The organism is Achromobacter sp. JD417 (genome assembly GCF_041879325.1).
Classification (GTDB): Bacteria; Pseudomonadota; Gammaproteobacteria; order Burkholderiales; family Burkholderiaceae_B; genus Achromobacter; species Achromobacter mucicolens.
Map to the genome: position 1 here is coordinate 5,357,409 of NZ_CP087159.1, position 25,584 is coordinate 5,382,992.

At 66.4% G+C, this 25,584-nt stretch carries 20 protein-coding genes; 7 read left to right on the forward strand and 13 right to left on the reverse strand.

What is annotated here, in order from left to right:
• Window positions 1-4: 4 nt before the first annotated feature.
• Together LN047_RS24675 and LN047_RS24680 are read right to left on the reverse strand one after the other, a co-directional pair.
• On the reverse strand, window positions 5-2,266 hold the full coding sequence (locus tag LN047_RS24675; protein ID WP_056325225.1) for an arginine/lysine/ornithine decarboxylase: 2,262 nt from the start codon (window positions 2,264-2,266) through the stop codon (window positions 5-7).
• A gap of 175 nt (window positions 2,267-2,441) precedes the next feature.
• Window positions 2,442-2,894 carry a hypothetical protein gene (locus LN047_RS24680; RefSeq protein WP_262759349.1) on the reverse strand — a complete coding sequence of 151 codons (453 nt, stop codon included), beginning with the start codon at window positions 2,892-2,894 and terminating at the stop codon, window positions 2,442-2,444.
• 106 nt (window positions 2,895-3,000) lie between these two features.
• On the opposite strand from LN047_RS24680, the gene LN047_RS24685 reads away from it, so the two are divergent.
• Window positions 3,001-3,519 carry an N-acetyltransferase family protein gene (locus tag LN047_RS24685; RefSeq protein ID WP_373980470.1) on the forward strand — a complete coding sequence of 173 codons (519 nt, stop codon included), beginning with the start codon at window positions 3,001-3,003 and terminating at the stop codon, window positions 3,517-3,519.
• Window positions 3,520-3,528: 9 nt separating this feature from the next.
• On the opposite strand, the gene LN047_RS24690 is transcribed toward LN047_RS24685, so the two are convergent.
• Window positions 3,529-4,770, reverse strand: a complete 1,242-nt coding sequence (locus LN047_RS24690) for a diguanylate cyclase (protein ID WP_373980471.1) — start codon at window positions 4,768-4,770, stop codon at window positions 3,529-3,531.
• A gap of 136 nt (window positions 4,771-4,906) precedes the next feature.
• Between LN047_RS24690 and LN047_RS24695 the strand changes: the two genes are divergently transcribed.
• Window positions 4,907-5,770, forward strand: coding sequence for a GNAT family N-acetyltransferase (locus LN047_RS24695; protein WP_373980472.1), 864 nt, complete (start codon window positions 4,907-4,909; stop codon window positions 5,768-5,770).
• Window positions 5,771-5,774: 4 nt separating this feature from the next.
• Here the strand turns inward: LN047_RS24695 and dcd are convergent, their stop codons facing one another.
• The 4 genes from dcd to apbC all read right to left on the reverse strand — a co-directional run bounded on the left by dcd (window position 5,775) and on the right by apbC (window position 13,346).
• Entirely contained in the window at window positions 5,775-6,338 is a 564-nt protein-coding gene (gene dcd / locus LN047_RS24700) for a dCTP deaminase (protein ID WP_008166733.1), read from the reverse strand.
• 109 nt (window positions 6,339-6,447) lie between these two features.
• Window positions 6,448-10,302 (reverse strand): translocation/assembly module TamB domain-containing protein, encoded by a 3,855-nt coding sequence (locus tag LN047_RS24705; protein WP_373982183.1) that lies wholly within the window; start codon window positions 10,300-10,302, stop codon window positions 6,448-6,450.
• Between the two features lie 56 nt (window positions 10,303-10,358).
• Window positions 10,359-12,254 carry an autotransporter assembly complex family protein gene (locus LN047_RS24710; protein ID WP_056325212.1) on the reverse strand — a complete coding sequence of 632 codons (1,896 nt, stop codon included), beginning with the start codon at window positions 12,252-12,254 and terminating at the stop codon, window positions 10,359-10,361.
• Window positions 12,255-12,257: 3 nt separating this feature from the next.
• Window positions 12,258-13,346 carry an iron-sulfur cluster carrier protein ApbC gene (apbC, locus tag LN047_RS24715; protein WP_373980473.1) on the reverse strand — a complete coding sequence of 363 codons (1,089 nt, stop codon included), beginning with the start codon at window positions 13,344-13,346 and terminating at the stop codon, window positions 12,258-12,260.
• A 101-nt stretch (window positions 13,347-13,447) separates the two neighbouring features.
• Here apbC and LN047_RS24720 point away from each other — a divergent pair, with 101 nt between their 5' ends.
• Window positions 13,448-13,723, forward strand: a complete 276-nt coding sequence (locus tag LN047_RS24720) for a hypothetical protein (protein WP_056325207.1) — start codon at window positions 13,448-13,450, stop codon at window positions 13,721-13,723.
• A 132-nt stretch (window positions 13,724-13,855) separates the two neighbouring features.
• Window positions 13,856-16,012, forward strand: a complete 2,157-nt coding sequence (gene metG, locus LN047_RS24725; RefSeq protein ID WP_373980474.1) for a methionine--tRNA ligase — start codon at window positions 13,856-13,858, stop codon at window positions 16,010-16,012.
• Window positions 16,013-16,077: 65 nt separating this feature from the next.
• Here metG and LN047_RS24730 read toward each other — a convergent pair whose 3' ends face one another.
• From LN047_RS24730 to LN047_RS24740, 3 genes are all read right to left on the reverse strand, one after another.
• Window positions 16,078-16,815: a sulfurtransferase gene (locus tag LN047_RS24730; protein WP_373980475.1), complete on the reverse strand. Its 738-nt coding sequence runs from the start codon at window positions 16,813-16,815 to the stop codon at window positions 16,078-16,080.
• Between the two features lie 76 nt (window positions 16,816-16,891).
• Window positions 16,892-17,689 carry a DUF4377 domain-containing protein gene (locus LN047_RS24735; protein ID WP_373980476.1) on the reverse strand — a complete coding sequence of 266 codons (798 nt, stop codon included), beginning with the start codon at window positions 17,687-17,689 and terminating at the stop codon, window positions 16,892-16,894.
• 31 nt (window positions 17,690-17,720) lie between these two features.
• Window positions 17,721-18,248 carry an META domain-containing protein gene (locus LN047_RS24740; RefSeq protein ID WP_142053123.1) on the reverse strand — a complete coding sequence of 176 codons (528 nt, stop codon included), beginning with the start codon at window positions 18,246-18,248 and terminating at the stop codon, window positions 17,721-17,723.
• Window positions 18,249-18,552: 304 nt separating this feature from the next.
• Between LN047_RS24740 and LN047_RS24745 the strand changes: the two genes are divergently transcribed.
• Window positions 18,553-19,698, forward strand: coding sequence for an acyltransferase (locus LN047_RS24745; RefSeq protein WP_056325194.1), 1,146 nt, complete (start codon window positions 18,553-18,555; stop codon window positions 19,696-19,698).
• Here the strand turns inward: LN047_RS24745 and LN047_RS24750 are convergent.
• Window positions 19,679-20,023 carry a helix-turn-helix domain-containing protein gene (locus LN047_RS24750; protein WP_373980477.1) on the reverse strand — a complete coding sequence of 115 codons (345 nt, stop codon included), beginning with the start codon at window positions 20,021-20,023 and terminating at the stop codon, window positions 19,679-19,681. The genes LN047_RS24745 and LN047_RS24750 overlap by 20 nt on opposite strands.
• A 624-nt stretch (window positions 20,024-20,647) precedes the next feature.
• On the opposite strand from LN047_RS24750, the gene LN047_RS24755 reads away from it, so the two are divergent.
• Together LN047_RS24755 and kch are read left to right on the forward strand one after the other, a co-directional pair.
• Window positions 20,648-21,463 carry a response regulator transcription factor gene (locus LN047_RS24755; RefSeq protein WP_373980478.1) on the forward strand — a complete coding sequence of 272 codons (816 nt, stop codon included), beginning with the start codon at window positions 20,648-20,650 and terminating at the stop codon, window positions 21,461-21,463.
• 424 nt (window positions 21,464-21,887) lie between these two features.
• Window positions 21,888-23,099, forward strand: coding sequence for a voltage-gated potassium channel protein (gene kch, locus LN047_RS24760; protein ID WP_373980479.1), 1,212 nt, complete (start codon window positions 21,888-21,890; stop codon window positions 23,097-23,099).
• Here the strand turns inward: kch and LN047_RS24765 are convergent.
• Entirely contained in the window at window positions 23,076-24,668 is a 1,593-nt protein-coding gene (locus tag LN047_RS24765) for an EAL domain-containing protein (protein WP_373980480.1), read from the reverse strand. The genes kch and LN047_RS24765 overlap by 24 nt on opposite strands.
• Before the next feature lie 93 nt (window positions 24,669-24,761).
• A complete protein-coding gene (locus LN047_RS24770) occupies window positions 24,762-25,403 on the reverse strand; it encodes a TetR/AcrR family transcriptional regulator (RefSeq protein WP_373980481.1) in 642 nt (213 codons plus the stop codon).
• Window positions 25,404-25,584 lie beyond the last annotated feature (181 nt).

Here is a 25,584-nt window from a genome sequence, read left to right on the forward strand (position 1 = left end):
GTGCTTACTCTTCGATCAGGCAGTCAACGTAGTAACGCTTTTCGCCGTCCGGACCCACTTCGTCGGCCAGGCCGTGGATGTAGGTTTCGAAACCGGGGAAGCGTTCGTTGAACTCGCGCGCGAACTGCAGGTACTGCACGATGGTGCGGTTAAAGCGTTCGCCCGGGATCAGCAGCGGAATGCCCGGGGGATACGGCGTCAGCAGCACGCCCGTCACGCGGCCTTCGAGCTTGTCGATGTCGACGCGCTCGACCTCGCGGTGCGCCATGCGGGCAAACGCGTCAGACGGCTTGAGCGCGGGCACCATGTCGCTCAGGTACATCTCGGTCGTCAGGCGGGCCACGTCGCGCTCGCGGTAGGCTTCGTGGATCTGCTGGCACAGGTCGCGCAGGCCCATGCGCTCGTAGCGGCGATGGTCGCGGCAGAACTCCGGCAGGATGCGCCACAGCGGCTGGTTGCGGTCGTAGTCGTCCTTGAACTGCTGCAACGCGGTCAACAGCGTGTTCCAGCGGCCCTTGGTGATGCCGATGGTGAACAGGATGAAGAACGAATACAGGCCGGTCTTTTCAACCACCACGCCATGCTCGGTCAGGTACTTGGAGACCAGCGCCGCGGGAATGCCGGTTTCACCGAAGCTGCCCGACATGTCCAGTCCCGGCGTGATGACCGTGGCCTTGATCGGGTCCAGCATGTTGAAGCCTTCGGCCATTTCGCCGAAGCCGTGCCAGTGGTCGTTGGCTTCCAGGATCCATTCGTCGCGGTTGCCGATGCCTTCGGACACCAGGCGGTTCGGGCCCCAGACCTTGAACCACCAGTCGTTCTTGCCGAACTCGGATTCCACCTTGCGCATGGCGCGGCGGAAGTCCAGGGCTTCGCGGATGCTTTCCTCGACCAGCGCGGTGCCGCCCGGCGGCTCCATCATGGCGGCCGCCACGTCGCAGGACGCGATGATCGCGTACTGGGGCGAGGTGGACGTGTGCATCAGGTACGCCTCGTTGAAGACGTTGCGGTCCAGCTTGCGGGTCTCGGACTCCTGCACGATGATTTGCGAGGCCTGCGAAATGCCGGCCAGCAGCTTGTGCGTGGAGTGCGTGGCGAAAACCATGGCGTCCTGGCTGCGCGGGCGATCCTGGCCGATGGCGTGCATGTCCTGGTAGAACTCGTGGAACGACGCGTGCGGCAGCCAGGCTTCGTCAAAGTGCAGCGTGTCGACGTAGCTGCCGAGCTGCTGCTTGATCATTTCGACGTTGTAGATGACGCCGTCGTACGTGCTCTGCGTCAGCGTCAGGATGCGCGGATTCTTGTTGACCGCTTCGCGCGCGAAGGGGTTGGCTTCGATCTTCTTGCGGATGTTGTCCGGGTGGAATTCTTCGAGCGGGATCGGCCCGATGATGCCCAGGTGGTTGCGCGTGGGGCGCAGGAACACAGGAATCGCGCCCGTCATCGTGATGGCGTGCAGGATCGACTTGTGGCAGTTGCGGTCCACCACCACCACGTCGCCGGCCGCAACGTTGGCGTGCCACACAACCTTGTTCGAGGTCGACGTGCCGTTGGTCACGAAGAAACAGTGGTCCGCGTGGAAGATGCGCGCGGCGTTCAGCTCGGACTCGGCCACCGGGCCGGTGTGGTCCAGCAGCTGGCCCAGTTCGTCCACGGCGTTGCAGACGTCGGCGCGCAGCATGTTCTCGCCAAAGAACTGGTGGAACATCTGGCCCACCGGGCTCTTCAGGAACGCCACCCCGCCCGAGTGACCCGGGCAGTGCCACGAATACGAACCATCTTGCGCGTACTTCACCAGCTCGCGGAAGAACGGCGGCGGCAGGCTGTCGACGTAGCTGCGGGCCTCGCGGATGATGTGGCGCGCCACGAACTCGGGCGTGTCCTCGAACATGTGGATGAAGCCGTGCAGCTCGCGCAGGATGTCGTTCGGAATGTGTTCCGACGTGCGGGTTTCGCCGTACAGGTAGATGGGAATGTCCGCGTTGCGAAAGCGCAGTTCGCCGATGAAGGCGCGCAGGTTCTTGATCGCGCTGGCCACGTCCTCGGGCGAGTCCACGTCGAACTCTTCATCGTCGATCGACAGGATGAAGGCGCTGGCGCGGCTTTGCTGCTGCGCGAACGAGCTCAGGTCGCCGTAACTGGTCACCCCGATCACCTCGACGCCCTCGGCCTCGATTGCTGCGGACAAGGCACGGATACCCAAACCGGACGCGTTCTCGGAACGGTAGTCCTCGTCGATGATGAAAATGGGGAAGCGGAATTTCATGCAGGCGCTCCTGGGGGCATGGCGAATCGGACGCGTATCGCGGCGCGAATGTACTGCGAGTAAAAAACCGTCCGAAGTCAGACGGCGCGAGCACCCGCCGGCGGCGGGAATTGCGGAATTGTAGGGCTGTTTTTCTTACAGCCCTAAGGGAAATCCCCAGAAGCGCCGGATCGGCCTATCTGATGGTCCGGGCTTCGCCCGTTTGCAGGGCTGTCATGAACATTTCAAAGTAGGCGGGGATGGCCTCGGCGGCCCCGTAGCGGATGCGCCGTTCGACCTTGGCAATGGCGCCAAAGCAGACTTCCGAGCCCGGTTCTCCGCAGACGAGAACCACCGGATCTTCGTCGTCGCAGACCTCGTACAGTCCGCCGTGCGCACGGCGGCCGACTTCGTAGAGATAGGCGGCGGCGCCGACGGTTTGCATGGGGGTCAGAGGCAGCGTGCCCAGATGGGCGGCCTCCAGCGCGTCGTCCAGCGCATGGACGCTGGACGGGGAGTAGTCCAGCAAGGCGCCGGTGGCTCCGGCGGCCTCTACAAAGTCCTGCGCGGCACCCGCGACACGTGCCACGAACTCTTCCTGCACCTCATGGCGCGTCGCATCCTGGTTTGTCTTGAGGAAACCGAACATCAGTGGCTCCTTGTTCAAAACCGCAAGCGGCGATGGGGCCATTATAGGCAAGCCTGTCCTCCTATACTGCCCAAACGTTCCCTATTCCCAACACTTTGATTCCGCCATGAACGCCCCTGCCGTCCGCCGACTGACCGCCCCCGATGCCGCCGCCCTGCGGCAATTGCGTCTGAACGCGTTGGTCGAAACGCCCGAGTCCTTCGGATCGAGTTACGAAGAGGAACACACGCTGACATTGGCGGACATCCGTGCGTGGATTTCGCCGGCCGACGACGGCGCCATGTATGGCGTGTTCCTCGCGGACACGCTGGCCGGCATCGTGGGCGTCAGCCGCCAGCGCAAGCTGAAGCTGCGCCACAAGGCGCACATCTGGAGCATGTATGTGGCGCCCGCTCATCGCGGACAGGGGCTGGGCCGCCTGCTCATGCGCGCGGCGATCGACCACGCGGCAACCATGCGCGGCATCCGGCAGGTGCAGCTGAGCGTGACCGCCAACAACACCGCGGCGTCCGCACTCTACGCCAGCCTGGGGTTCACGGTGTATGGCCACGAACCCGAAGCGCTTTGCGTGAACGGACAGCTCTACGATGAAACGCTGATGGCGATGCCGTTGTCGGACGGATGACCCGGCGGGTCAGCCCGCGCCAGCCCGGCGCCGCGCGCCGAACGCGCATACCTGATTGCGCCCGCCGTCCTTGGCCTTGTAGAGCGCCTGATCGGCCGCCTTGATGACGGCATCGGGCGCGCGCAGGGCATCGCTGCGCTCGGCCACGCCGATGCTGACCGTCACCCGCAAGGGCCTGGCGCCCCGCCCTCCCCGGCCGCCGCGCCGGCGCAGGCCGATCTGGTCCGCCTTGGGCCGGGCCGGCTTGTCGCGCAGGCGCATCTGGTAGGCCTCGATCGCGCGCCGGACCGTTTCCAGATGCGGCATGGCTTCGGCCGCGGTCTTGCCGGGAAACACCAGCGTGAATTCCTCGCCGCCGTAACGATAGGCTTGGCCGCCGCCCGGCACGCGCCGCAGCTGCGAGGCCACCATGCGCAGCACCTGGTCGCCCACGTCGTGGCCGTGCGTGTCGTTGAACGCCTTGAAATGGTCGACGTCGGCCATCGCCAGCGTGTAGACGCGGCCCATGCGTTGCAGCCGTTCGTTCAGCGCGCGGCGGCCCGGCAGACCGGTGAGCTCGTCGCGAAACGCCATGTGAAAGCCTTCATGCGCCAGCGAGATGCACAGGGACGTCAGCGCCGCGGCGGACATGAGGGCCAGTTCGAGCGGCTGGGCCGCCCCGCGGGGCAGCGCCCACGCCATGCAGACAAAGCCCAGCCACTGCCCCGCCTGCTGCGGACGTCCATAGCGCAACAGCAACAGCGTCAATGTCAGGCCGGTGGCCAGCAGCGCAATCAGCGCCTCGGCCGGCACGCCCATGCGCGCCAGCGTGCCCTGCAGCGCAATGGTGCTGAACAGCTCGTCGACGCCGTCCTTGCCGGCCAGCGCGATGATCGCCGCGCCCGCGGCCATCAGGCCGACGCGCAGCGCCACGTCGATCAGCATGCTGGACCGTTCGGACCACATGGCGTTGATGGTGTAGACGAGCGACCACCAGGCCAGCACAGGCCCCATCGCCCACGGCGCGTCCCGAACCAGCGTGGGCCATGCCGCCGTGACGGCCAGCACGCACAGCATCAGCGCCATCGTTTGAGAGCGCTGATACATCAGGCAGATTGCCGAGCCGATCAGCGCCATCACCCACGGCACGAACGGCACGATCAGGCTCAACGCCGGCGGCCATTCCCGCCAGAACAGCAGTCCGATCGCGGCGGCCACCGGCAACGCGGGATAGAACAACAGGGGCAGCCAGGGGATGTGGGGGTAACGCACGGATTGGGCCTTGCTAACGCTTGCAGAAATGACGTCGCCAAATCGGCAAACACATGTAATCTTTTTACGGACGCGGCGGGAGGTTCTTTAGCGCAAGCCGCGTAACGACGCGGCGCTCCACCATCACAAGGCCTCCATGAGAATCCTGGTCAATATCGATGTTCCTGATCTCGAACACGCCATCGGCTTTTATCAGGCCGCCTTCGGTTTGACGCTGAACCGCCGGCTGGGCGCGACGGGCGCCGAACTGCTGGGCGCCGACGCCCCCATCTACCTGCTCGAGAAAGCCGCAGGCACACCGGCGGCCGGCGCAGTGCGCCAGCCGCGCGACTATGCGCGGCACTGGACGCCCGTGCATCTGGACGTGGTGGTGGACGACGTGGACAGCGCGGTCGCCCGCGCGGTGGCCGCCGGCGCGCGCCTGGAGGATCCGCCCGCCACGCACGCCTGGGGCCGCATCGCGCATCTGGCGGACCCTTACGGCCACGGCATCTGCATCCTGCAATTCCTGGGGCGCGGCTACGACGAACTGGCCAGCGAAGCACAGGCTGGCGCCGCCCCGCTGCGCTTTACGCCCGCAACGCAGGCGGATTTCGAGGCGCTGCTGGCCTTGCGGATCGACGCCATGCGCGACAGCCTGGAGCGGCTGGGCCGCTTCGATCCGGACCGGGCGCGTGAGCGGCTGCGCGGCACCTTCCGCCCCGAGTGCACCTGGCACATCGAGGCAGACGGCGATCGCATCGGGTTTTATTGCCTGCGCCCGGACGGCGAAGGGTTGCGGCTGGATCATCTGTACGTGCATCCCTGTGCGCAAGGACGAGGCGTGGGCGGCCAGGTGCTGCGCCGGATCTTGCGGGACGCCGACCGCGAGCGCCAGGCAGTGACCCTGAGCGCGTTGCGGGGCAGCGATTCAAACCGCTTCTATCGCCGGCACGGCTTCGTGCAGACCGGCGAAGGAGAATGGGACATCGAATACCTGCGGCCGCCGGCCGCAGGCTGAGGGATCAGGTGCGCGGCAGCGTGACGCCGCGCTGGCCCTGATACTTGCCGCCACGATCGCGGTACGAGGTCTCGCAGACCTCGTCGCTTTCCAGGAACAGCATCTGCGCGCAGCCTTCGCCGGCGTAGATCTTGGCAGGCAGCGGCGTGGTGTTGGAGAACTCGAGCGTGACGTGGCCTTCCCATTCGGGTTCCAGCGGCGTCACGTTGACGATGATGCCGCAGCGCGCGTAGGTGCTCTTGCCCAGGCAGACCGTCAGGACGCTGCGCGGAATGCGGAAGTATTCCACCGTGCGCGCCAGCGCGAACGAGTTGGGCGGAATGATGCAGACGTCGCCCTTGAAATCCACGAACGAGCCTTCGTCGAAATTCTTGGGATCGACGATCGTGGAATTGATGTTGGTGAAGATCTTGAATTCGTCGGCGCAGCGCACGTCGTAGCCGTAGCTGCTGGTGCCGTAGCTGACGATGCGCCCGCCATTGGCCGTACGGACCTGCCCCGGTTCGAAGGGTTCGATCATGCCGGCTTCGGCCTGGCGGCGGATCCAGCGGTCGCTCTTGATGCTCATGGTGGGTGTGGTGCTAGGGATTTGAATGGGCGTCATTTTATCCCGACCGCGCCGGCCGCCTTGATTTGAGGCGGGACAGGGTTGTCCCGCCTCAAGGTTGGGCGTCTGCTCAATTGCCGAACAGCGTGCGATAGACCAGCGAAATCCCGTTGACCGAGCCGCCCTTCAAATCCAGGGACAGACCACGCGCCAGCCGGTAACTTGCCCGGCCCACGGTGTCGCTGCCAGAGAGCGCCTGTTCGACGCTCAGCGTGATGCCATTGGCGAAGTTCTTGCTGGCCACCAGAAATTGCGTGGACAGGTCGCTGCCGATATCGCGGTTCACGTTGCCGGCCACCGTGCGGTCGGGCAGGATGCTGCCCGAGCTGCCCATGTTGCCGGTGCGCACGGCCACGTCGTCCAGGCCGAACTGCTTGTAGAACGGCTGCCCGCCGCCCAGGAGCGCCGTGCCGATCGACACGAGCAGGGCCGCGTCGCCGCCGCTTTCGTCCGGCCCCCGGCCCAGCAGCAGCCACGACAGCTTTTCGACGTCGCTGACTTCGGGATAGGACACCAGGTCGATGCGCGGACGCTGGGCCGTGCCCACCACCCGCACGCCGGCCTCGACCAGTTCGCCCGTGCGCAGGGCCTCGATGTCCAGGATGGGATTGTCCAGCCGGCCCTGGAAGGTCAGCGTGCCGCGGCTCAGGCGCAGCCGCTGGCCATAGGCCTCGATGCCGCCGCCGCGCGTGCGCAACTGGCCCCAGCCCGTCAGCCGGCCATCATTCAGGCGGATCTGGATGGAGCCGAGCAGACCGGCGTCCAGCCCCATGCCGGTGATGTAGAAGCGCGGCCCCATGTCGAACTTCAGGTCCATGCTGGTCTGCAGGGGCGTGGACACCTTGCCGGGTTCGTCGCCCGCGCGGATCACGCGCACGTCGTCGTCCAGCGTCGGCACGCCCTGCAGGATTTCCAGGCTGAACCAGCCGGCATCGGCGCTCAGGTCGCCCACGATTTCCAGGCGCGGCATGGCCGCCCGCACGTCGACCGTGCCGGACACCATGGCGTAGCGGTCCGAGCGCTGCAATGCCGGGAAGCGGAACAGCGTCAGCCGGATTGCGCCGCCGCCGTCCATGATGTTCCAGTCGCCCTTGGCCTCCGCGTACCCGCCCTTCGCGCCCGGGTTCGTGGTGATCCATTCCTTGGTGCGCCATTCGGCCGGCATGACGCGCAGCGACGCCGGAAAGCGCAGGCTGTCCAGGATCAGCCGCTGGCCGTCCAGACGCGCGGACAGGGTGCCGTCGATCAGCCGCACGCCGTCGTCGATGCGGACCAGCCGCAGCTTGTCGCCCCGGATGGCGCCCGTCGCGCCCCATTGGCCCGCCAGCGTGCCCTGCACGTCGATGTTGGCCTTGAGCGTGCCGCCGACTTCCATGGCGTCGCCCACGAAAAGGCCTACCCAGGCGAGGTCCGCGATATCCGCGTTCAGCCGCGCCCGCAGCGGCTGGCGCGTATCCAGCGCCATGCCGCCTTGTGCGTCCACCAGCAATACCGCCGTGCCAGTGCCGTTGATCGAGCCCATCTTGTCCGTCGACAGATCCAGGCGGGCATCCAGCCGGCTGGCGTTGGCCGACGTGGGCGTGGCGGTCACGTCGACGACCAGCGTCTTCACCCCCAAGGGGATGGGCGGGTCGCCCGGGATCAGCAGATCGCCCGTACGGCGCGCGATCCGGGCGCGCCCCGCCAGGCGCCCGTCGAATTTCAGATCCCACAGCAGATCCAGCGCAATGCGGCGCTGGCCGTCGGGCACCACCGCGTTCACGCGGCCGGCATTGCGGCCCAGCTTGGCCGCGGCTTCCGGGTCGAATGCGCCGATCACCTGGCGCGCCACGGTCGCGGTGATGACCAGATTGTCGGACTGCCCGGCGGTTTCCCAGCGTTTGCCGCCGCCGCGCGAACCCTGATGCGCCACGGTGAGGCGCTCCTTGCCCGGCAGGACGAGGCTCAGCGCGGTCTGGCCCACCTGCCATTGCCACTGCGGCGCCACCGCCGCAGGCAGGAAGGACAACGTGACCGGCCGGTCCACGGAGACGGCGAACCCGGCGGTATCCGCGCCCAGCCGCGAGAACGTGCCGCGCCAGCCCACCAGCGCCGCATCCGGCTGGCCGGCAGGTCCCCTGCCCCAGCCGCCGTTGAAGGTCAGGTTGGCCTGCGCGCGCGATTGCCCGATGATGCCCGGCCGGGGCCGGGGCGGCGTGTAGCTGGCGGTGATCTCGCCGCGGTGCGCGGCCACCGTGCCGTCGATGCGGGCGCGCACCTCCGCGCCGCCCGGCACATCCGGCCAGAAGGCGTCCAGCTGCGGGGCCTGGGCGTCCAGCGTGATCGCGCCGTTTGCCGCGCCCAATTCGCCCGTCGCGCGCACGCGGTTGCGGCCCAGCCGCAAATCCACGTCCAGGTCGTGGATCCGCAGGCCGGCCAGCGGGTCTACCGACGGATCCGGCGCGGCGACGCGGGCAGGCGCCGGCGGGGCGTCTGTCGCCGCGGCATTGGCCGCAGCAGGGGCTGCCGCGTTATCGGCCGCCGCAGGAGCGGCTGCCGCAGCGCCGGCTGCGGAAGCACCGGCTGCCGCAGCACCGGCTGCCGCAGCGACGTCCACCTGCGCCTTCAGATTCCCGCTCAGCGCTTGCCGGTTCCAGCGGCTGCCTTCTTCAAACCGCAGGCTGACGGCGGCATGGCGCAGCTCGCTCAGGTTCTCGATATCGGCCTGTACATCGGCGCGTACGGTAAGCAGCGCCGGCGGTATGGCAGGGCCCGTCCAGGGCGCAAGATCGAGCCGCTGCGCGTCCAGCGAGCCGACGATCCGGTTGCGCCCCGGCGCGTCGCCCGCCTGCAGGTCGAACTGCGCGGCCAGCGTGGACTTGTCCGGCAGTTGCGCGCGCGCCCGGGCGCTGCGCAGCACCAGCGCCGTGCGCGGCGCCAGATCGGCCACCACATCCAGCACCAAATTCGAACCCGTGCCGTCCACCTTCGCCTGAATGCCGTCGAGCGATCCGGCGGCGTCGGCACGCAGCACGACAAGGCACGTGGGCGCGGGCGGGCCCATCGCCGGCGCCGCGGGCTCGGTTTTGTCCTTGTTGCTCGTGTCGCCTTCCGCGGCGTCGGCAGGGGCCTTGGCCGCCGCTGCCGGCTTGGCGGCAGTTGCGCCCTTCGCGCCCTTGCCCCCCGCATCCGCCGCACGCGCGCCTGCGCGCTTCGCGCCGTTCTGGGCCTTGGGCGCTTCAGCCTTTTTCACCGGTTCGCCGGCCTTGGCGCCGGGCTGCGCCTGCCCGGCCACCGGCCCGAACACGCCGCTCAGCCGGTCGGCCTGGCACAAGGGGGAATCGGGGCCCGCGCCGCGCGCCGTCACGTCCAGGCGCGCCGCGAACGGCCACGGGTCGGCCAGGTCCTGCAATTGCGCCTGGCCGGTCACATCGGCCTCGCCCACTTCGTGTCCGACCCGCAAGCTGGCGATACGCAACTGCGCGCCCTGCTGGCCCGCGGCGAACGTGGCGTTCAGGTCGTTCAAGGTGACGAGCAGCGGCTGGCCGTCCTGGGTGAACTGGAAATCGCCCAACGCCAGCCGGTCCACGGCGATGGTCACCGGCAGCTTGGGCAGGGTGAAGGGTTCGCCGTTGTCTTCGGCAGGCGGCGCCTCGGACGAGGACACCATGTCCACGCGCACCGAACTGGCCGACAGATTGCGCACGTGCAGCAGCCGGTCGCCCAGGGCGCGCCAATGCACGGCCAGGTCCAGATCGTGGATATCGACGTGCGTGCCGCCGGCCGTCAGCGTCAGCTGGCCCACGGTCACCCCGCGCAGGAGCGAGCCATTCACGTCCAGCGCCTGGCCGTCCAGCTGCTGCGCGGCCGTCGTCAGCAAGAGGCGCGTGCCGTTCTGCGAGGCCACGAGCCAGAAGATGAAACCGGCCGCCAATGCGGCCAGCATGGCAAGCCCGGGCAGCCACCACACCAGCACATGGCGCAGGAATTTACGCACGAACTTCAAAACGCGATCCCCAACGAGAAATGCAGGCGCAGGTCGCGTTCGCGCTGGCCGTAGGCCACGTCCAGGAACAACGGGCCGGCCGGCGTGCGCACGCGCGCGCCGACGCCGTAGCCCACGGACATCTTCATGTCGCCGAACGATTCGGCGGCATCGCCCGCATCCACGAACACGCCCATGCCCCAGCGCTCGTCAAAATAGTGGTCGTATTCAATGCTGCCCACCAGCAGCGTGGGCGCGCCCACCACGGCGTTGTCGCGGTGCACGCCAATGCTCTGGTAACGGTAGCCGCGGATGGTGCGCGCCCCACCCGTCCGAAAGCCAAAGTCGTCCGGGACCTGCACGTCGCCGTTGGACCACACGCGGCCAACCTCGCCGCGGATCGTCAGCACGTCCAGCTTGCCGATCGGCCACCACTTCTGGCCGCGCAGCCGCAGGCGCGTGTAGGGCTCGCCCGTATCCAGCGTAATACCCACGCCGCCGCCCACGGCAATCAGGTTGCCTTCGCGCGGATCGTATTTGTTGTCCACGTCGCGCCGCAGCCACTCGGCCGTGGTGGTCACGGTGGGCAGCGTGTAGCTGTCGCCGCCGTCGATCTTGACGTGGTCCTGCGCCAGCAGCACGCCGTAGCGCGTTTCGTATTCGACCCGGCTGTCGCCCGCGCCCTTGCGCTCCTGCGTTCGCGTGGCGCCCAGCGCGTAGCGGGTCACCTCCAGCCCCTGGATGTCGGAGCGGTCCGCCAGGATCCCGAAGGAATCGCGGTAGCCGCGCTCGGACGGCGGCAGCAGGATATCCATGAAGGCGCGCTGGCGCAGCCGGTCCACGCCAAAACCGGTTTCCATCGTGACGGGCTGGCCGAACACGACGTTCTGACGATACAGGGACTCCACCCGCACGCCGGCCTCGTCGTCCACGCCTATCGACGCGGAAAAGCGCTTGGGCGGCGCCTCGACCACGCGCACCTGCACGGGCAGCGTGATTTCGCCGTCCGAATCGAACTGCGCGGGCGGCGGGGGCAGGCCGCCCGACACCGTGGGATCGCCCGCCGGCGCGGCCGCGGCGGCGTCTTCGGCCCCCGGCCCGCGGGCGCGGTCAGAGATCGGGTCCGTGGGCTGATCGGTCTGGCTGGGCGGCTCCTGCAGCGAAACGAACGCGCCTCGGAAGAAGGCGGTCGATTGCAGGTCCTGCTGCCACTGATCGAGCCGGTTCTGATCGAACGCGGCCCCCACGTTGTAGCGGACGTAGCGATCGATCAGCGTTTCGGGCACTCGCTTCAAGCCCTGCGTGTTGAGTTCGCCCATGCGCACCTGCGGGCCGCTGTCGATGGTGACGTGCAGATGCGCGACCGCGTTGTCGGCATCGATGTCGGCGCGCGAAGATGTCATGCGCGCCAGCAGGAAATCGCGCGTGGAGATCTCGTCCAGCAGCGTGGCCTTGGCGCGGTTCCAGTCGCTATTGATGAAGGGCTGCCCTTTGCGCAAGCTCCAGTCGTCGCGCAGCCGCTGCACGCGCTGCGCATATTCGGGGCGCGTGATGCGGCCCGTGAACGCCAGGTTCACGGATTCGACGGTCGTGCGCTTGCCAGGCACGATGGCGATGTCCCAGGTTTCGCCGCCGATATCGGTGCCGGCCTCGAGCGTGACCTTGGGCGAAAAATAGCCCTGGGTGGCCAGCGCCGCCAGCGTCGCATCGCGCGCGCGCCGGCGCAGGCGGTTGATTTCACCGCCGTCCTGGTCTTCGGCCAGCCGCGCAATCGCATCGACCGCCTGCGTGATCGCCTGCAGCGCGGCCGGGGGCACGCCCCCCGGGTCCACAATGACTTCGGGGCGCTTGGCCAACGCCTCGCCCGCCAGCATGCACAGTCCTGCCAAAAAGGCGCGGGCAGCCCACCGCATACTTCAGGTCGGTTGCTGGACGACGATGGAAGGGAACTTTCCGGCCATGTCGCGGGGAAGCGCCGCAACGCCAGCGGCCAGCTTTCGAGCGATCGCGCGGTACAGCGACGCGGCCTCGCTGCCGGCGTCGGACACCACCGTCGGCGTGCCGGCGTCGGTCTGCTCGCGAATCGCAAGCGTCAGCGGCAGGCTGCCCAGCCACGGCGTCTGATATTGCTCAGCCATGCGCTGGCCCCCGCCTTCACCGAAGATGTGCTCGGCGTGACCGCACTGCGAGCAGATATGAATGGCCATGTTCTCGACCACGCCCAGAATCGGCACGTCGACCTTCTGGAACATCTTCAAGCCCTTGCGCGCGTCCAGCAGCGCCACGTCCTGGGGCGTGGTGACGATGACCGCGCCCACGACCGGCACCTTCTGCGCCAGCGTCAGGGCCACGTCGCCCGTGCCGGGCGGCATGTCGACGATCAGGTAATCCAGATCGCGCCAGTTGGTCTGGCGCAGCAGTTGCTCCAGCGCTTGCGTGACCATCGGACCGCGCCAGATGGCGGGGGAATCGGCGTCGATCAGGAAACCGATGGAGTTGGCCTGCAGGCCGTGGCCGGTCAGGGGCTCCATGCTCTTGTTGTCCAGGCTTTCGGGACGCCCGGAGATGCCCAGCATCGTCGGCACGCTGGGGCCGTAGATATCGGCGTCCAGCAGGCCGACCTTTGCGCCCTCGGCCGCCAGGGCCAGCGCCAGGTTCACGGCGGTGGTGCTCTTGCCCACGCCGCCCTTGCCGGATGCGACCGCAATAATGTTGCGCACGTTGGGCAGCGGCTTCAGGCCCTTCTGCACCGCGTGGGCGGCTACCTTCCAGGTGACGGTGACCTGCGCATCGGGCGCGCCGGCTTGCGCCAGCGCGCGCACGGCGATGTCGCGGACCTGTTCGCGGACGGCGTCGGCGGGATATCCCAGCTCCAGCGTCAACGCGACACGGCCGCCAGCCAATTGAATGTCACGATCTTTTACAGAAACGCCCAAATCCAAACCGGTATTCGGGTCTTGCGCGGCGCGCAGTGCGGCGCGGATGTTTTCTATCGTTATACTCATGTCACTATGGTTCCGTAGGCAGCGCGGCGTCTGCGGGCCGCCATCCCCTAAAGGATAGCGGATACACGGGAACCTTTCGCTGCGTTTTGCATCCGACATTCATGACCAACACACTTATCCGCTTCTTTCGTGCCGTCCTATTCGCCGCCCTGGCCTTGATCGGCATGGCGATGGCGCTGGTGTTCATGCTTTCCACGGCATTCGCCGTGGCGATCCTTTATGTGGTCGCCAAGGTGCGCGGCAAGCCCTTCGGCGTTCGCGCCTATTGGAGCCAGCGCCAAGGCGCCCGCCCTGGACCCTTCCAGTCCGCCACCGCCCCGTTTGCCACGCAACCGCGTGGCGACGTGATCGACGTCGAGGCCCGCGAAATCCGCTGACGGCGGTTTTCCACTGGCTTGCGCGTCACTGCGCGCAAGCTGGCCGTTTCGTGTTGCGCAAGGTCGCACCAGACGCCACGGCCACTTTTCCCTCAACCCGCCTGATTCGCATCGATGCGATGGGCGGGTTGTGTGCTTTCCGGGGTCGGCTTCGGGCAGGCCTGCGCGCTTGCCCTAAAATGGCCGCCAAATCCCTTTTCCCCTCAACCTCAGTCGACAACCATGTCTCGCACCCTCTTTGTCACCACTGCGCTGCCCTACGCCAACGGATCCTTCCACATCGGCCACATCATGGAGTACATCCAGGCCGATATCTGGGTTCGTTCGATGCGAATGGCGGGCCACACGGTGCACTTTGTGGGCGCGGACGATGCGCACGGCGCGCCGATCATGCTGAAGGCCGAAAAGGAAGGCATCACGCCGCAGGCGCTGGTTGCGCGCTACGCGGCCGAGCGCCCGCAGTATCTGAACGGCTTTCACATCCGCTTTGACCACTGGCACTCGACCGACTCGGCGGAAAACGTTGCGCTGTCGCAGGACATCTACCGCGCCCTGAAAGCCCAGGACCTGATCGAAACGCGCTCCATCGAGCAGTTCTACGATCCGGTCAAGGGCATGTTCCTGGCCGACCGCTACATCAAGGGCGAATGCCCCAAGTGCCACGCCAAGGATCAGTACGGCGACTCCTGCGAGGTCTGCGGCGCGGTCTACGCGCCCACCGACCTGATCAACCCGTACTCGGCGCTGACGGGCGCCACGCCCGTCCTGAAGTCGTCCGATCATTTCTTCTTCAAGCTGTCCGACCCGCGCTGCGTTGAATTCCTGCAGCAGTGGACCACGGGCGCGAACCGGCACGGCGGCAAGCATCTGCAGCCCGAAATGCTGGCGAAGACGCGCGAGTGGCTGGGTGGCGAAGACGGCGAGGCCAAGCTGGGCGACTGGGACATTTCCCGCGATGCGCCTTACTTCGGCATCGAGATCCCCGACGCGCCGGGCAAGTATTTCTATGTCTGGCTGGATGCGCCGGTGGGCTACCTGGCGTCGCTCAAGTCGTATTGCGCGGTCAAGGGCATGGACTTCGACGCCCTGCTCGACCCCAACGGCGACACCGAACAGGTTCACTTCATCGGCAAGGACATCGTGTACTTCCACGCGCTGTTCTGGCCCGCCATGCTGAAGTTCGCCGGCCGCAAGACGCCGGACGCCGTCAACGTGCACGGCTTCATCACCGTCAGCGGCGAAAAGATGTCCAAGAGCCGAGGCACCGGCATTTCGCCGCTGCGCTACCTGGAACTCGGCATGAATGCCGAATGGATGCGCTACTACATTGCCGCCAAGCTGAACGCGCGCGTCGAAGACGTGGACTTCAATCCCGAGGACTTCATCGCGCGGGTGAACAGCGACCTGGTCGGCAAGTACGTCAACATCGCCAGCCGCGCCGCCAGCTTCATCACCAAGCACTTTGACGGCGTGCTGGGCTATTCGGGCGACACGGCCGCCCTGTCCGCCGAATACGCCGAGCAGGCCGAGTCGATCCGCGCCGCGTTCGAGGCTCGCGAATACAACCGCGCCATCCGCGAAATCATGGCCTACGCCGACCGCATCAACCAGGCGTTCGACACGGCGCAGCCGTGGGTGCTAGCCAAGGGTCTGGCCACGGCCGAAGACGCGCAGAAGGCCGCGTTGCAGGACATCTGCTCGCGCTCGCTGGCCGGCTTCAAGGCCCTGTCAGTGATGCTGGCCCCGGTGCTGCCCCAGCTCGCCGAACGCGTCGCCCTGGAACTGTTTGGCGCGCAGGCGCCCTTCACGTGGGCCGATGCCGCGGTGCTGCCGCAGCGCGTCGCGCCGTTCAAGCATCTGATGCAGCGTGTCGAGCCGCAGATGCTGGAAGACCTGTTCGAGCCGCCCGCCGCGCCCGTCGTGGTGCCTGGCGGCGAGCCGGTGGCCGAGACCATCTCCATCGACGACTTCGCGCGCGTCGACCTGCGCATCGCGCAGATCGTCAATTGCGAACACGTCGAAGGCTCCACCAAGCTGTTGCGTCTGACGCTGGACGTGGGCGAAGGCCGCCACCGCAACGTGTTCTCGGGCATCAAGTCGGCCTACAAGCCCGAAGACCTGATTGGCAAGCTGACCGTCATGGTCGCCAACCTGGCCCCGCGCAAGATGAAGTTCGGCGTGTCCGAAGGCATGGTGCTGGCTGCCAGCCATGCGGATGAAGCCGTGGACACCGGCATTTACGTGCTGGAACCGTTCCCCGGCGCCAAGCCCGGCATGCGCGTGCGCTAAGCGGCGTCCCCCCATGCAAAGAGCCCGCAAACGCGGGCTCTTTTTCGTTGCAGCGCCGGATCGGATCAGGCGTTGCTGGGCGCCAGCGCCGGATCCAGCGAGATGCGCTCGTCGAAAACGAAGCACTTGCCTTCGTAGCCGGGTCCGCCCGTTTCCTCGAAATACTTGAGAATGCCGCCGTCGAGCTGGTAGACGTTTTCGATGCCAGCCTCGTTCATGAAGATGGCGGCCTTTTCGCAGCGGATGCCGCCCGTGCAGAAACTGACGACGGTCTTGCCCTCGAGCTGGGCGCGGTTCGCCTGCACGGCCGCAGGAAACTGCGTGAAGCGATCGATGCGCCAGTCGATGGCGTTCTTGAACGTGCCCTCGTCCACCTCGAAGGCGTTGCGCGTGTCCAGCATGACCACGGGACGGCCCTCGTCGTCCACGCCTGCCGCCAGCCAGCGCGCCAGCGTGTGGGCGTCGACACCGGGCGCGCGGCCCGCCGCCGGACGGATGGCGGGGTGGTTCATGCGGATGATCTCGCGCTTGATCTTGACCAGCAGCTTGCGGAACGGGACTTCGGTGCTGTGGCTGAACTTGACCTCCAGGTCCGCGAAGCGCGGATCGGCACGCAGACCCCGCAAAAAGGCGTCGATACCGTTGGCCGTCCCCGCGAGGAACAGGTTGATGCCTTCCTCGGCCAGCAAGATCGTTCCCTTGAGCCCGGCGGCGGCTGCCTCGGCGAGCAAGCGTGCGCGAAGGTCGGGCAGGCTATCCAGCGAAACGAATTTGTAAGCGGCGATATTGACGACGGCAGTCATGGCAAAGCAGTGAAGATGGGCGATGAAGCCCGTAATAGTAATCGCTGGGCGGCGCACGCCTTCCCGGCCGCAGCACTCAAGGGCTGACGACCTGCTGCTCCACGACGGCGTCCAGCACCCAGCGCAGCGGGGACGCCCCCATCGGCGGATTCGGATCCTCGATTTCCACCACCCGCAGGCGATACCGCACCCCGGGCTGGAAGTTGAAACCGGTGATCTCGCCATGCCAGACCTGCCAGGGTTGCGATGCGCTGTCGCGGACCTGATAGCACAGGGCGCGGCCAGCGCCGGTCTCGCAAGGCACGCGCTCGGCGTTCACGTAGACCAGTTTGGCGGCGCCCAGCTGGCCGCCCGCCACGGGATCCGCGCGCCGTCCGAAATCCAGCGTGTCGCCGGTGCTCAGCTTCCACGTCATGCGCTGCGGGCTATTGGTGTTGTCGAACGACGTGGCGGTGATGCGCGTGAGCGCCGCCAGATACGCATGCTCGATCTGCATGACGCCAGGGGCGCAGACCATCCGGGTGGATACAGGATCGGCGCGCACGATCAACAGTCCGTTGGCGATGGTGTAGGGAGCGTTGTAGGTATTGCAGCCTGCAAAACCCATGAGGCGCGGCGAGCCCTGGTCATGGATGAACGCGGCCGAGATGGGGCGTTGCGATGCCGAGGGATGCGGCACGGGGCGCAGCGCGCCCCCCGGCAGCGTCCAGCGCGCCAGCTCCCAATTCGTCTGCACCAGAACGTCGGATGCCGAGGCCGGCTGGAACCGTGGATCCTGCCCATCGGCCGCGCGCATCGGTGGCGACGAGCAGGCCACGAGACTCGCGCACAGCAGGCCGGGCGCCAAGCGGCGCAGAAAAGTTGGGTTGCGCATGCAGGTTCTCGAATCGCGCCTGGGCGTCGGGTCAGGGTGTCGGCGGATCCTGGCGGCGCTCGAACTCCAGCACGTCGCCGCCACGCAGATTGAACGTCAGGTGGCGGGGCGCGCCACCGCTATCCAGCGTGAACGTGTCGATGGCGCGCAGCGCGCGCAGATAATCGGCTTCCAGCTTCGCGCGCTCGGCGGGCACGCAGGCCATGCGCGTGGAGGCAGGCGCGTCGATGACGAGCTTGTTGCGCTCGAGCTTGTACGTGCCGGTGTAACGGTTGCAGCCGGAGAATCCGTTGACCTGGTATTGCTTGCCCTGCGCGAGAAAGGTCAGGCGAATGGGTTCGCCGTTGTCGCCGTGCGGAATGTCGCGCAGCGCGCCGCCGGGCTGCGCCCAACGGACCAGTTCCCAACTCGTCTGCGCCAGCGAATCCTTGCTGGTGGCGGCGCTAGCGGCTGCGGCGCCTTCAGGGCGCGCGCCGCCGGTGCCGGCGCAACCGGCCAACGCCGCGGTAAGCAGCGCGAGGCAGAGCAATCTGCCGTGCGGGGACAGGAGGGTGGGCATGGACGGGACTCCAATGGTTCGTACCGTCGTACTGTAACCGGGCTCGCCCAGAGACGCGATTTTCTCCGTCCGACAGCGGTATCCAAAAGATGCACGGTTGAGCCGGAGGTTCTAACGCTGATGATCTCCGGTTCTGCATCGAATGCCGCATGGCGGGGGGTCAGGCCGACGCGCAGAATCGATGACAGTTGATGACTCCGGCCTAAAAAGTAATACAGGGAAAGAGGAGCGGAGCCTGCGACGACCGCATGCGCAGTGTCCGGCCCATCGGGCCTGAGAACAATATCCACCGGGGAGATGCGCGATGGGCTTTTTGAGAACCTTACTGGCACTGTCAGTGGTGCTGGACCATCTGGGCGGCGGCTACGCCGACCAGTTGGTCGGCGGCAGGCTTGCCGTGCAGCTCTTTTATGTCATCTCCGGCTTTCTGATCTCGTACGTGCTGACGGCCACGGATCACTACCAGGGCGCCACCGGCAAATTCTACGCAAACCGCTTCCTGCGGCTTTTCCCCATCTACCTGTCGGTGGCGGCGTTGACGCTCACGGCCCACATCGTGAGCGGCGGCTCGTTCTTCCGCATCTACGAAGCCCTGCCCTTCAGCGCCGAAGTCTTCCTGTTCCTGTCGAACCTTTTCATCTTCGGCCAGGACTGGCTGATGTTCTTCGGCATCCGCGACTCGGCCCTGGCCTTCACGGGCAGCTTCGCAAACAGCGACGTGCCGCTGTACAAGGGCCTGCTGGTGCCGCAGGCCTGGACGCTGGGCGTCGAAATGAGTTTCTACCTGGTGGCCCCGTTCATCCTGCGTTCGCCGCGCAAGCTGCTGGCGTTGCTGGCGGCATCGCTCGCCCTGCGCGCCATCCTGATCTGGACCGGGGTCGGGCGTTCCGATCCCTGGACCTACCGGTTCTTCCCCACGGAACTGGCGCTGTTCCTGATCGGCTCGCTGTCGCACCAGGTGGTGTTGCCGCGAATGAAGGCGTGGACACAGCGCGTCAAGCGCCTGCCCGAGCTGGGCACGGGCATCCTGTTCCTTTACGTCGTGGCGCATTTTTCGATCGGGATCAATCCGACCGTGCGCGATGGCCTGGCTGTCCTGCTGTTTGCCGCGCTGCTGCCGCTGGCGTTTCTGTTCCAGTCGCGCCACCGGCTGGACAAGGCAATCGGCGAGTTGAGCTATCCGCTCTACATCTGTCACATGCTGGTGATCATGGCGTTCAGCTGGCTGATGCACGACGTGCAGGAACACCAGCCCATGCTGTTTGCGGCCATGTCGATCACGGGTTGCATCGGATTCTCGGCGGTCTTGAACTACCTGATCGCGGATCCGGTGGAGCGCCTGCGCAGCCGTCTACGTACCGATCCGGCGGGCGGCACCGCGCCCGCGGACGCCTCGCGGCGCCCGCAAGCGCCCGCGCAGCCGATAGGAACTATTCACCGCGTGCCTTGATGTAGGCGCTGAGCACCAGCTCGATCTGCCGCTTTTCCTGTTGGCTGAGGCGGGCGTAGGCCGAATACGAGATCGTCTCGAAAGGCCAGGCGGCAGGGTTGGGGGTCTCGGCGGTGGAACCCGCCGTAGTGTGCCCGTGCGGTGCGTCCACCATGGGGCCTTCGCCGGTACTCAGCCACAAGGGATTGACGCGCAGCGCGCGCGTCAGCTTGATGAGCGCATCGCTGGAAGGCTGCTGGCGCTGCCCGCTTTCGTAGTTGCCGATGGCGCTTTGCGACAGGTTGCTTGCGACCGCCAAGTCTTTTTGAGTCCATCCCTGAAGCATTCTTGCGTTGCGCAGACGATGGCTAAACGTGTCCAATCGATCAACCCGAGACATTAATTGTTTGGTTTTATTTGATTAAAGCATTTCAGTTCCGCGGCCAAATAAAAGGATTAGGCCCCTATTTAAGGGCTAATCCATAAATCGCCGTGAGGCCCCCCTGGCCCCGCGTACCAGCTGCTGCGTACGCGCCCCTTCCGATGCAAGCCTTCCTTAAAAAATTCATATATTTCATAGGCTTGCAATACTTCACCAGTCATCGCGCCGGCCCCACGAGCGGGCCTGCGACAAGCGCAGTGAGCAAAAAAGACGCATGAGTTTATGAGCGCAGCCGCTGGTGGAAGAGAAAATAATGTATCGGTAATACATAATACTTTTCTGATGCAAATTGGGGATCAAACGCCGTTTCAATGGCTGCGGGCGGATTCCTCCCCGGACGAACTGTTACCGTCCGAAACCATAGAAACGTCTCTTCACAAAAAAACACGCCCGTGTTTAAATGAAACACAGGCGTGCCTCCCTTGAGGACTCGCGCCCACAACGGCCGGCAACGGCATGGCTTGAGCCAGGCGTCCGGCATTTTTCTGGCGCCCACGGCCTGCCCGCGCCGCCTCATTGGAAGCATCAATGAACAACACGCTGGATGTCATTTTTCTTGGCAGCGACGACGCCAGGCATGCCAGACTGGTCGAGTCCCTGTCCCATCTGGGATTCAACGTCCGCCGCTGCCCCGATCTGGTGGACGTCTACGACAGATTTTCCCGCCGGCCCAGCCCGCTGGTGGTCCTGGAAGCGCCGCTTCCGGATGTGCACAACGCCGCCGTCCGCCTGCGCGCGATCGACCGCAGCCTGGGCATCGTGGCCATCGCCCCATTCCTCGACGCCGAAAGCCGCATCCGCACCCTGTTGTGCGGGGCGGACGCGTGTCTGCCGCCGGATGTCACGGGCCTGGAACTCGCAGCCGTCCTGCAGGCGCTGGTGCGTCGCGCGGTCGGGCTGGATGGGCTGGAGACGGGCGCGGATCCGCACACGGCCGAAGAGGCGGCCCAGGAAGGCTGGCGGCTGGCGAACAAGGGGTGGACACTCATCAGTCCCAAGGGCAGGACGCTGGGGCTGACGACGGGCGAACGCGACTTCCTGTCCAGACTGGTCAACGCGCCGGACCGCAAGGTCAGCCGCGACGCATTTCTTGCCGATGGGGCGGACGAAGCCGACTGCGGCATCACGCGCCGGCGCTTCGTGGATGTGATGATCAGCCGATTGCGGCGCAAGGCCGCGGCCAACCAGATGACGCTGCCGATCCGCGCGGTGCACGGATGGGGCTACATGTTTGCGGCCGACATCACGCTGGATCTGGAATATCGGGTCACGGCGCCGACCCTGCGCGCCGACGGTCGAGAGGCCTGGCGCAGCGAAGAAGCGGACGCGAACGCGTCCGTGTAACCGAAGCAGCGGACGCGCCACGCGTGGCTGCAAGGGTGGCCCGGCACAAACCGCCGGGCGAAAAAAACGCGGCGCTGCCCCCGAAGGGTAAGACGCCGCGCTAAAACAACACGTGAGCCCGGAGTCATCGGCCGGCACCGATGCCTTCTACCTGGATCACGCGATTCCAACATTCGTGCCTCATACTACTCACGCACGGTCCAACCGTGGCCCGCGCCGGGTCTCTAGTCCCTGCACTGGCTGCAACGTGATCAACGCCTGGCAATGCGTCCACCCTGACTGCTGGTAGGCTTTACTGCCATATCGGCGGTGTTCCTTCCGGATAGCCGCCTGATGAGGAAAGTTTATGACCTCGGACGCGTTTGCAGTAATTCTTTGTTGATAGTCTTCCATACCATATTGATATAGGAAGCTTGTGCCCTCGATGCCCCTGCCCCAGCCTCCCCTGCGCCATCGGCTCCGTAAGATATTGGCGTTCTTCCCGCCGAACTGGTGCCTTGCCATCCTGGTGGCGCTGGATGGATACGCCTTCATGCACCCGGTGCTGCGCGAAGTCCGCGCGCGCGAATATTCGTTCTGGCTTGCGCTGGACAACTGGCACGAGATCATGCGCGTGGTCGGGTTGCTGGAGATTCCGCGCCTGGTGCTTGGCGTGGGCCTGCAGGTGATTGCGCTGGGCCTGATCCTGAAAGCGCGCATTGCGTGGGCGTTCTCGCTGGTGCTGCTGATCGGCATCGGCACGTTTGCCATCCTGGGCGATGGCGGCCGCGCGGGGCTGGGCATCTACACCTTGGTGCTGGTGATCGCGCTGGTGGCCTACTGGCGCCGCTTCGACCGCGCCAGCGTGACTGCCGGCTCGCTCTTCGCGCTGGTCAGCGTGCTGTCGCTAATGATCTATGCGGTGTTCGGCACGCTATACCTGGGCAATGAATTCAATCCGCCCATCCTGGATGCCGGCACCGCGCTCTACTTTTCGATCGTCTCGATGTCCACGGTGGGCTATGGCGACATCACGCCGCACAGCGGCACGGCGCGGCTGTTCACCGCGTCGATTATCATCCTCGGCATCACCGTCTTCGCAACCTCCGTCAGCGCGATCGCCGGCCCGGTGATCGGCGGCAACCTGAAACGGCTCGTCAAAGGCAGGTTTTCCTCGGCCATGAGAAAGAACCACATCATCATCGCCGGCGCCACGCCCCTCGCGTTGAGCGTCTACCAGGGCCTGCGCAGCCGCAACGAAGAAGTCACCGTCATCGTCCCGACCGGCGTGGCGCACGACTACCCCGCCGCCACCGACCTGATCGAAGGCGACCCCTCGAGCGTGGACGTGCTGCACGTGGCGGGCGTGGCGCGGGCGCGCTATGTGCTGGCGCTGCGCGACGACGACGCCGAGAATGCGTTCATCGTGCTGGCCGCCAAGGAAGCAACCGGCGCGGACGGCGCCAAGACCGTGGCGCTGGTCAACACCAGCAAGCACCTCGAAAAGATCCGGCGGGTGCAGCCCGACCTGGTGTTCTCGGTGCAACTGCTGGGCGCGGAAATGCTGACTCGCGCAATCAATGGCGAGCCCATGGACAGCCAGGCCATCACCGACCTGTTCTTTGCCAAGCCATCAACTGACGCCAAGCCCACTTGACCGCCGCTGCGGCTCGCCCAACGGCGCGTGCCGGGCATACCACGCCACGAATTGATCCGACGGCATGGGCCGCGCAAACAGGTAACCCTGGATGAACGCCACGCCGCGGCCGCTGACATAGCGGAACTGCAGGTCGGTTTCGACGCCTTCGGCCAGCACCGCCAGACCCAGCCGGTGCGCGAGTGTGATGATGACGTCCAGCACCGGCGCGTCTTCGCCCGTGGGTTCGATGGCATGCACGAACCCCTTGTCGATCTTCAGGTAGTCCACCGGAAACCGCTGCAGATACGACAGCGAACAATGGCCGGTGCCGAAATCGTCGATGGCCACGCGCACGCCCTGCGCGCGCAGAGCCTCGATATTGCGCCGGGCCTGCCCGTCGTCGGTGACCAGACTGCGTTCGGTGATCTCCAGCACCAGGGTCGGTTCACGCTGGGCGATGTTGGCGGCAAAGCGCTCGATGTCGGCGGTGAATTCGGGGCAGGACAAATGCGCGGCGGCAATGTTCACGCCCACGTGAAAGCCGGGCGGCGTGTCCCAGCCGCGCATGTCCCGCTCGATCAGTGCGAACAGATGGCGCGTCAGCGGGACGATCATGCCATTGGTTTCGGCGGCCGCGATGAAGACGTCGGGCCGCACGGCGCCCACGCCCGGCCGCTCCCAGCGCAACAAGGCCTCGACGCCGCTGCACTGGCCCACCGCATGGCCGTATACCGGCTGGTAATGCACCCGGAATTCGTCGGCAACGATGGCGCGGCGCAACTGTTCCTTGAAGGACTGGCGGTTGACCTGCTGGCGAAACGCCGCCACGGCCAATCCGAGGCCGAGCAGCGCCGCAGCGGGCAGGTAGGTCATCAGCAGTTGCTGCCACGCCTGCACGACCGATTCGGCCGGCGCGCTGACACTGAGGGTGACCGGCGCGCGGCCGTCGGGGTTCGTCGTCTCGGTGTAGATCACTTCGCGGGGCGCGCCCGCTGCCCCCTTGCGATCGTTGTGGATGGGCACGCCGCCCTCTCCCACTTGCACGTCGATCTGGTAATCGCGCAGATTGGATAGCGCGTTCAGCAGATCCTGCACGTACCGGCCGTCGACCACCACGACCGCGCTGTGGCCTTCGACCCCGGGCCGGCCCAACAGAACGGCGGGACGTTCCGGCGCCAGCGGAGTTCCGGCCACCGTGATGAGCCAGCGGTCCGGGGCCCCGCCCACCGACCATCTGCGAAATTCCGACACCGCGTAATCGACCTTGCCGACCGCCGACGAACAATACATGCGCTCGCCGCGCACCAGTACCAGGGACCGGACATACGGGTTCAGCGAACCCCAGCGTTGCAGATCGGGCAGTGCCTCGTCGCAGGACAGGGCGGTCAGCGGCGCCACGCGGTCCAGAAGTTCCCAGGACTGCGTCAGCATGAGTTGCGTCTGGACTTGAACGATGCGCGCGGCCGACTCGGCGTCATGGCGCTGTTCTTTCTGGGCATGCCACCAGGTCCAGGCCAAGCAGGCGATCACCGGCAGCACCAGCGCCAGGGCCACGGGCAGATAACGCCACGACGGTACGCGTTCCATCAGGCCTGATGTCGGCAAGGGGTCTCCGCGGCAGTTAAGGGGGCCATTAGTGCGGGTGCATCGATGCGATGGGACACCATGCGCGGCGCGGCGTCAAGAACTGCGTGCAGCCCGCCGCTGCCTGGCCGCCGGGGCCAACAGTTCGACGATCATCGCCACGTGAGCCTCGCGGCGCGCCGCGAGGCCGAGTTCGTCGTCCGGCCCAAGCAGCGCGGCCATGACCACGGTGTGCACCACCGGCGCCAGCAGCAGCCAGGGTTCGCGCAGCGCAACGCCGTCGCGGCACAGCCCCCGCCGGCGGGCCAGCGCCAGCAGACGGCCCAGGTCGGCAAGATGCGCCTCGGCGGTTTCGTGGCGCCAGCGCGCCGCCAGATGGGGCACCCTGCCGCTTTCGGCGAGCAGCAGCCGCAGCGTGCTGATCATGGCGGGTTTGGCCAGGCTTTCGTGCAGATGATCGGCAATGCGCTCGGCCAATGCCTGCACCGAGGCGGCGCTGTCGACGATGGCCGGGATATCGAGGGGCGCGGGCGCGAGGTGGCGTTCGAGCAGCGCCTCGAAGATGGCTTCTTTGCTTGCGAAATGCGCGTACAGCCCGCCCTTGGACACGCCGGCGCACAACGCGATGTCGTCCATGCGCGTGCCCGAGTAGCCCGCTCGTGAAAATTCCCGCAGCGCGGCGTCCAGAATCTGGCCGATCCGCACCGGCGGCGGCAGGCGAGTGCGCGGCCTGTCCATGTCTGATTGCTCCAGGGTCACGATGCGCCCATTACATACCGACCAGTCAGTCGCTAGATTGATTCGCGTCAAGGAATTTTGCGGCCGGATGGGCACAATAGGCACACGCCCTGGCGCCGGAACCGTCCGTGCCGCATGGCCAAAAGCCTGCCGCGCGCGAGACGCTTCCGCCCCCCGAGCC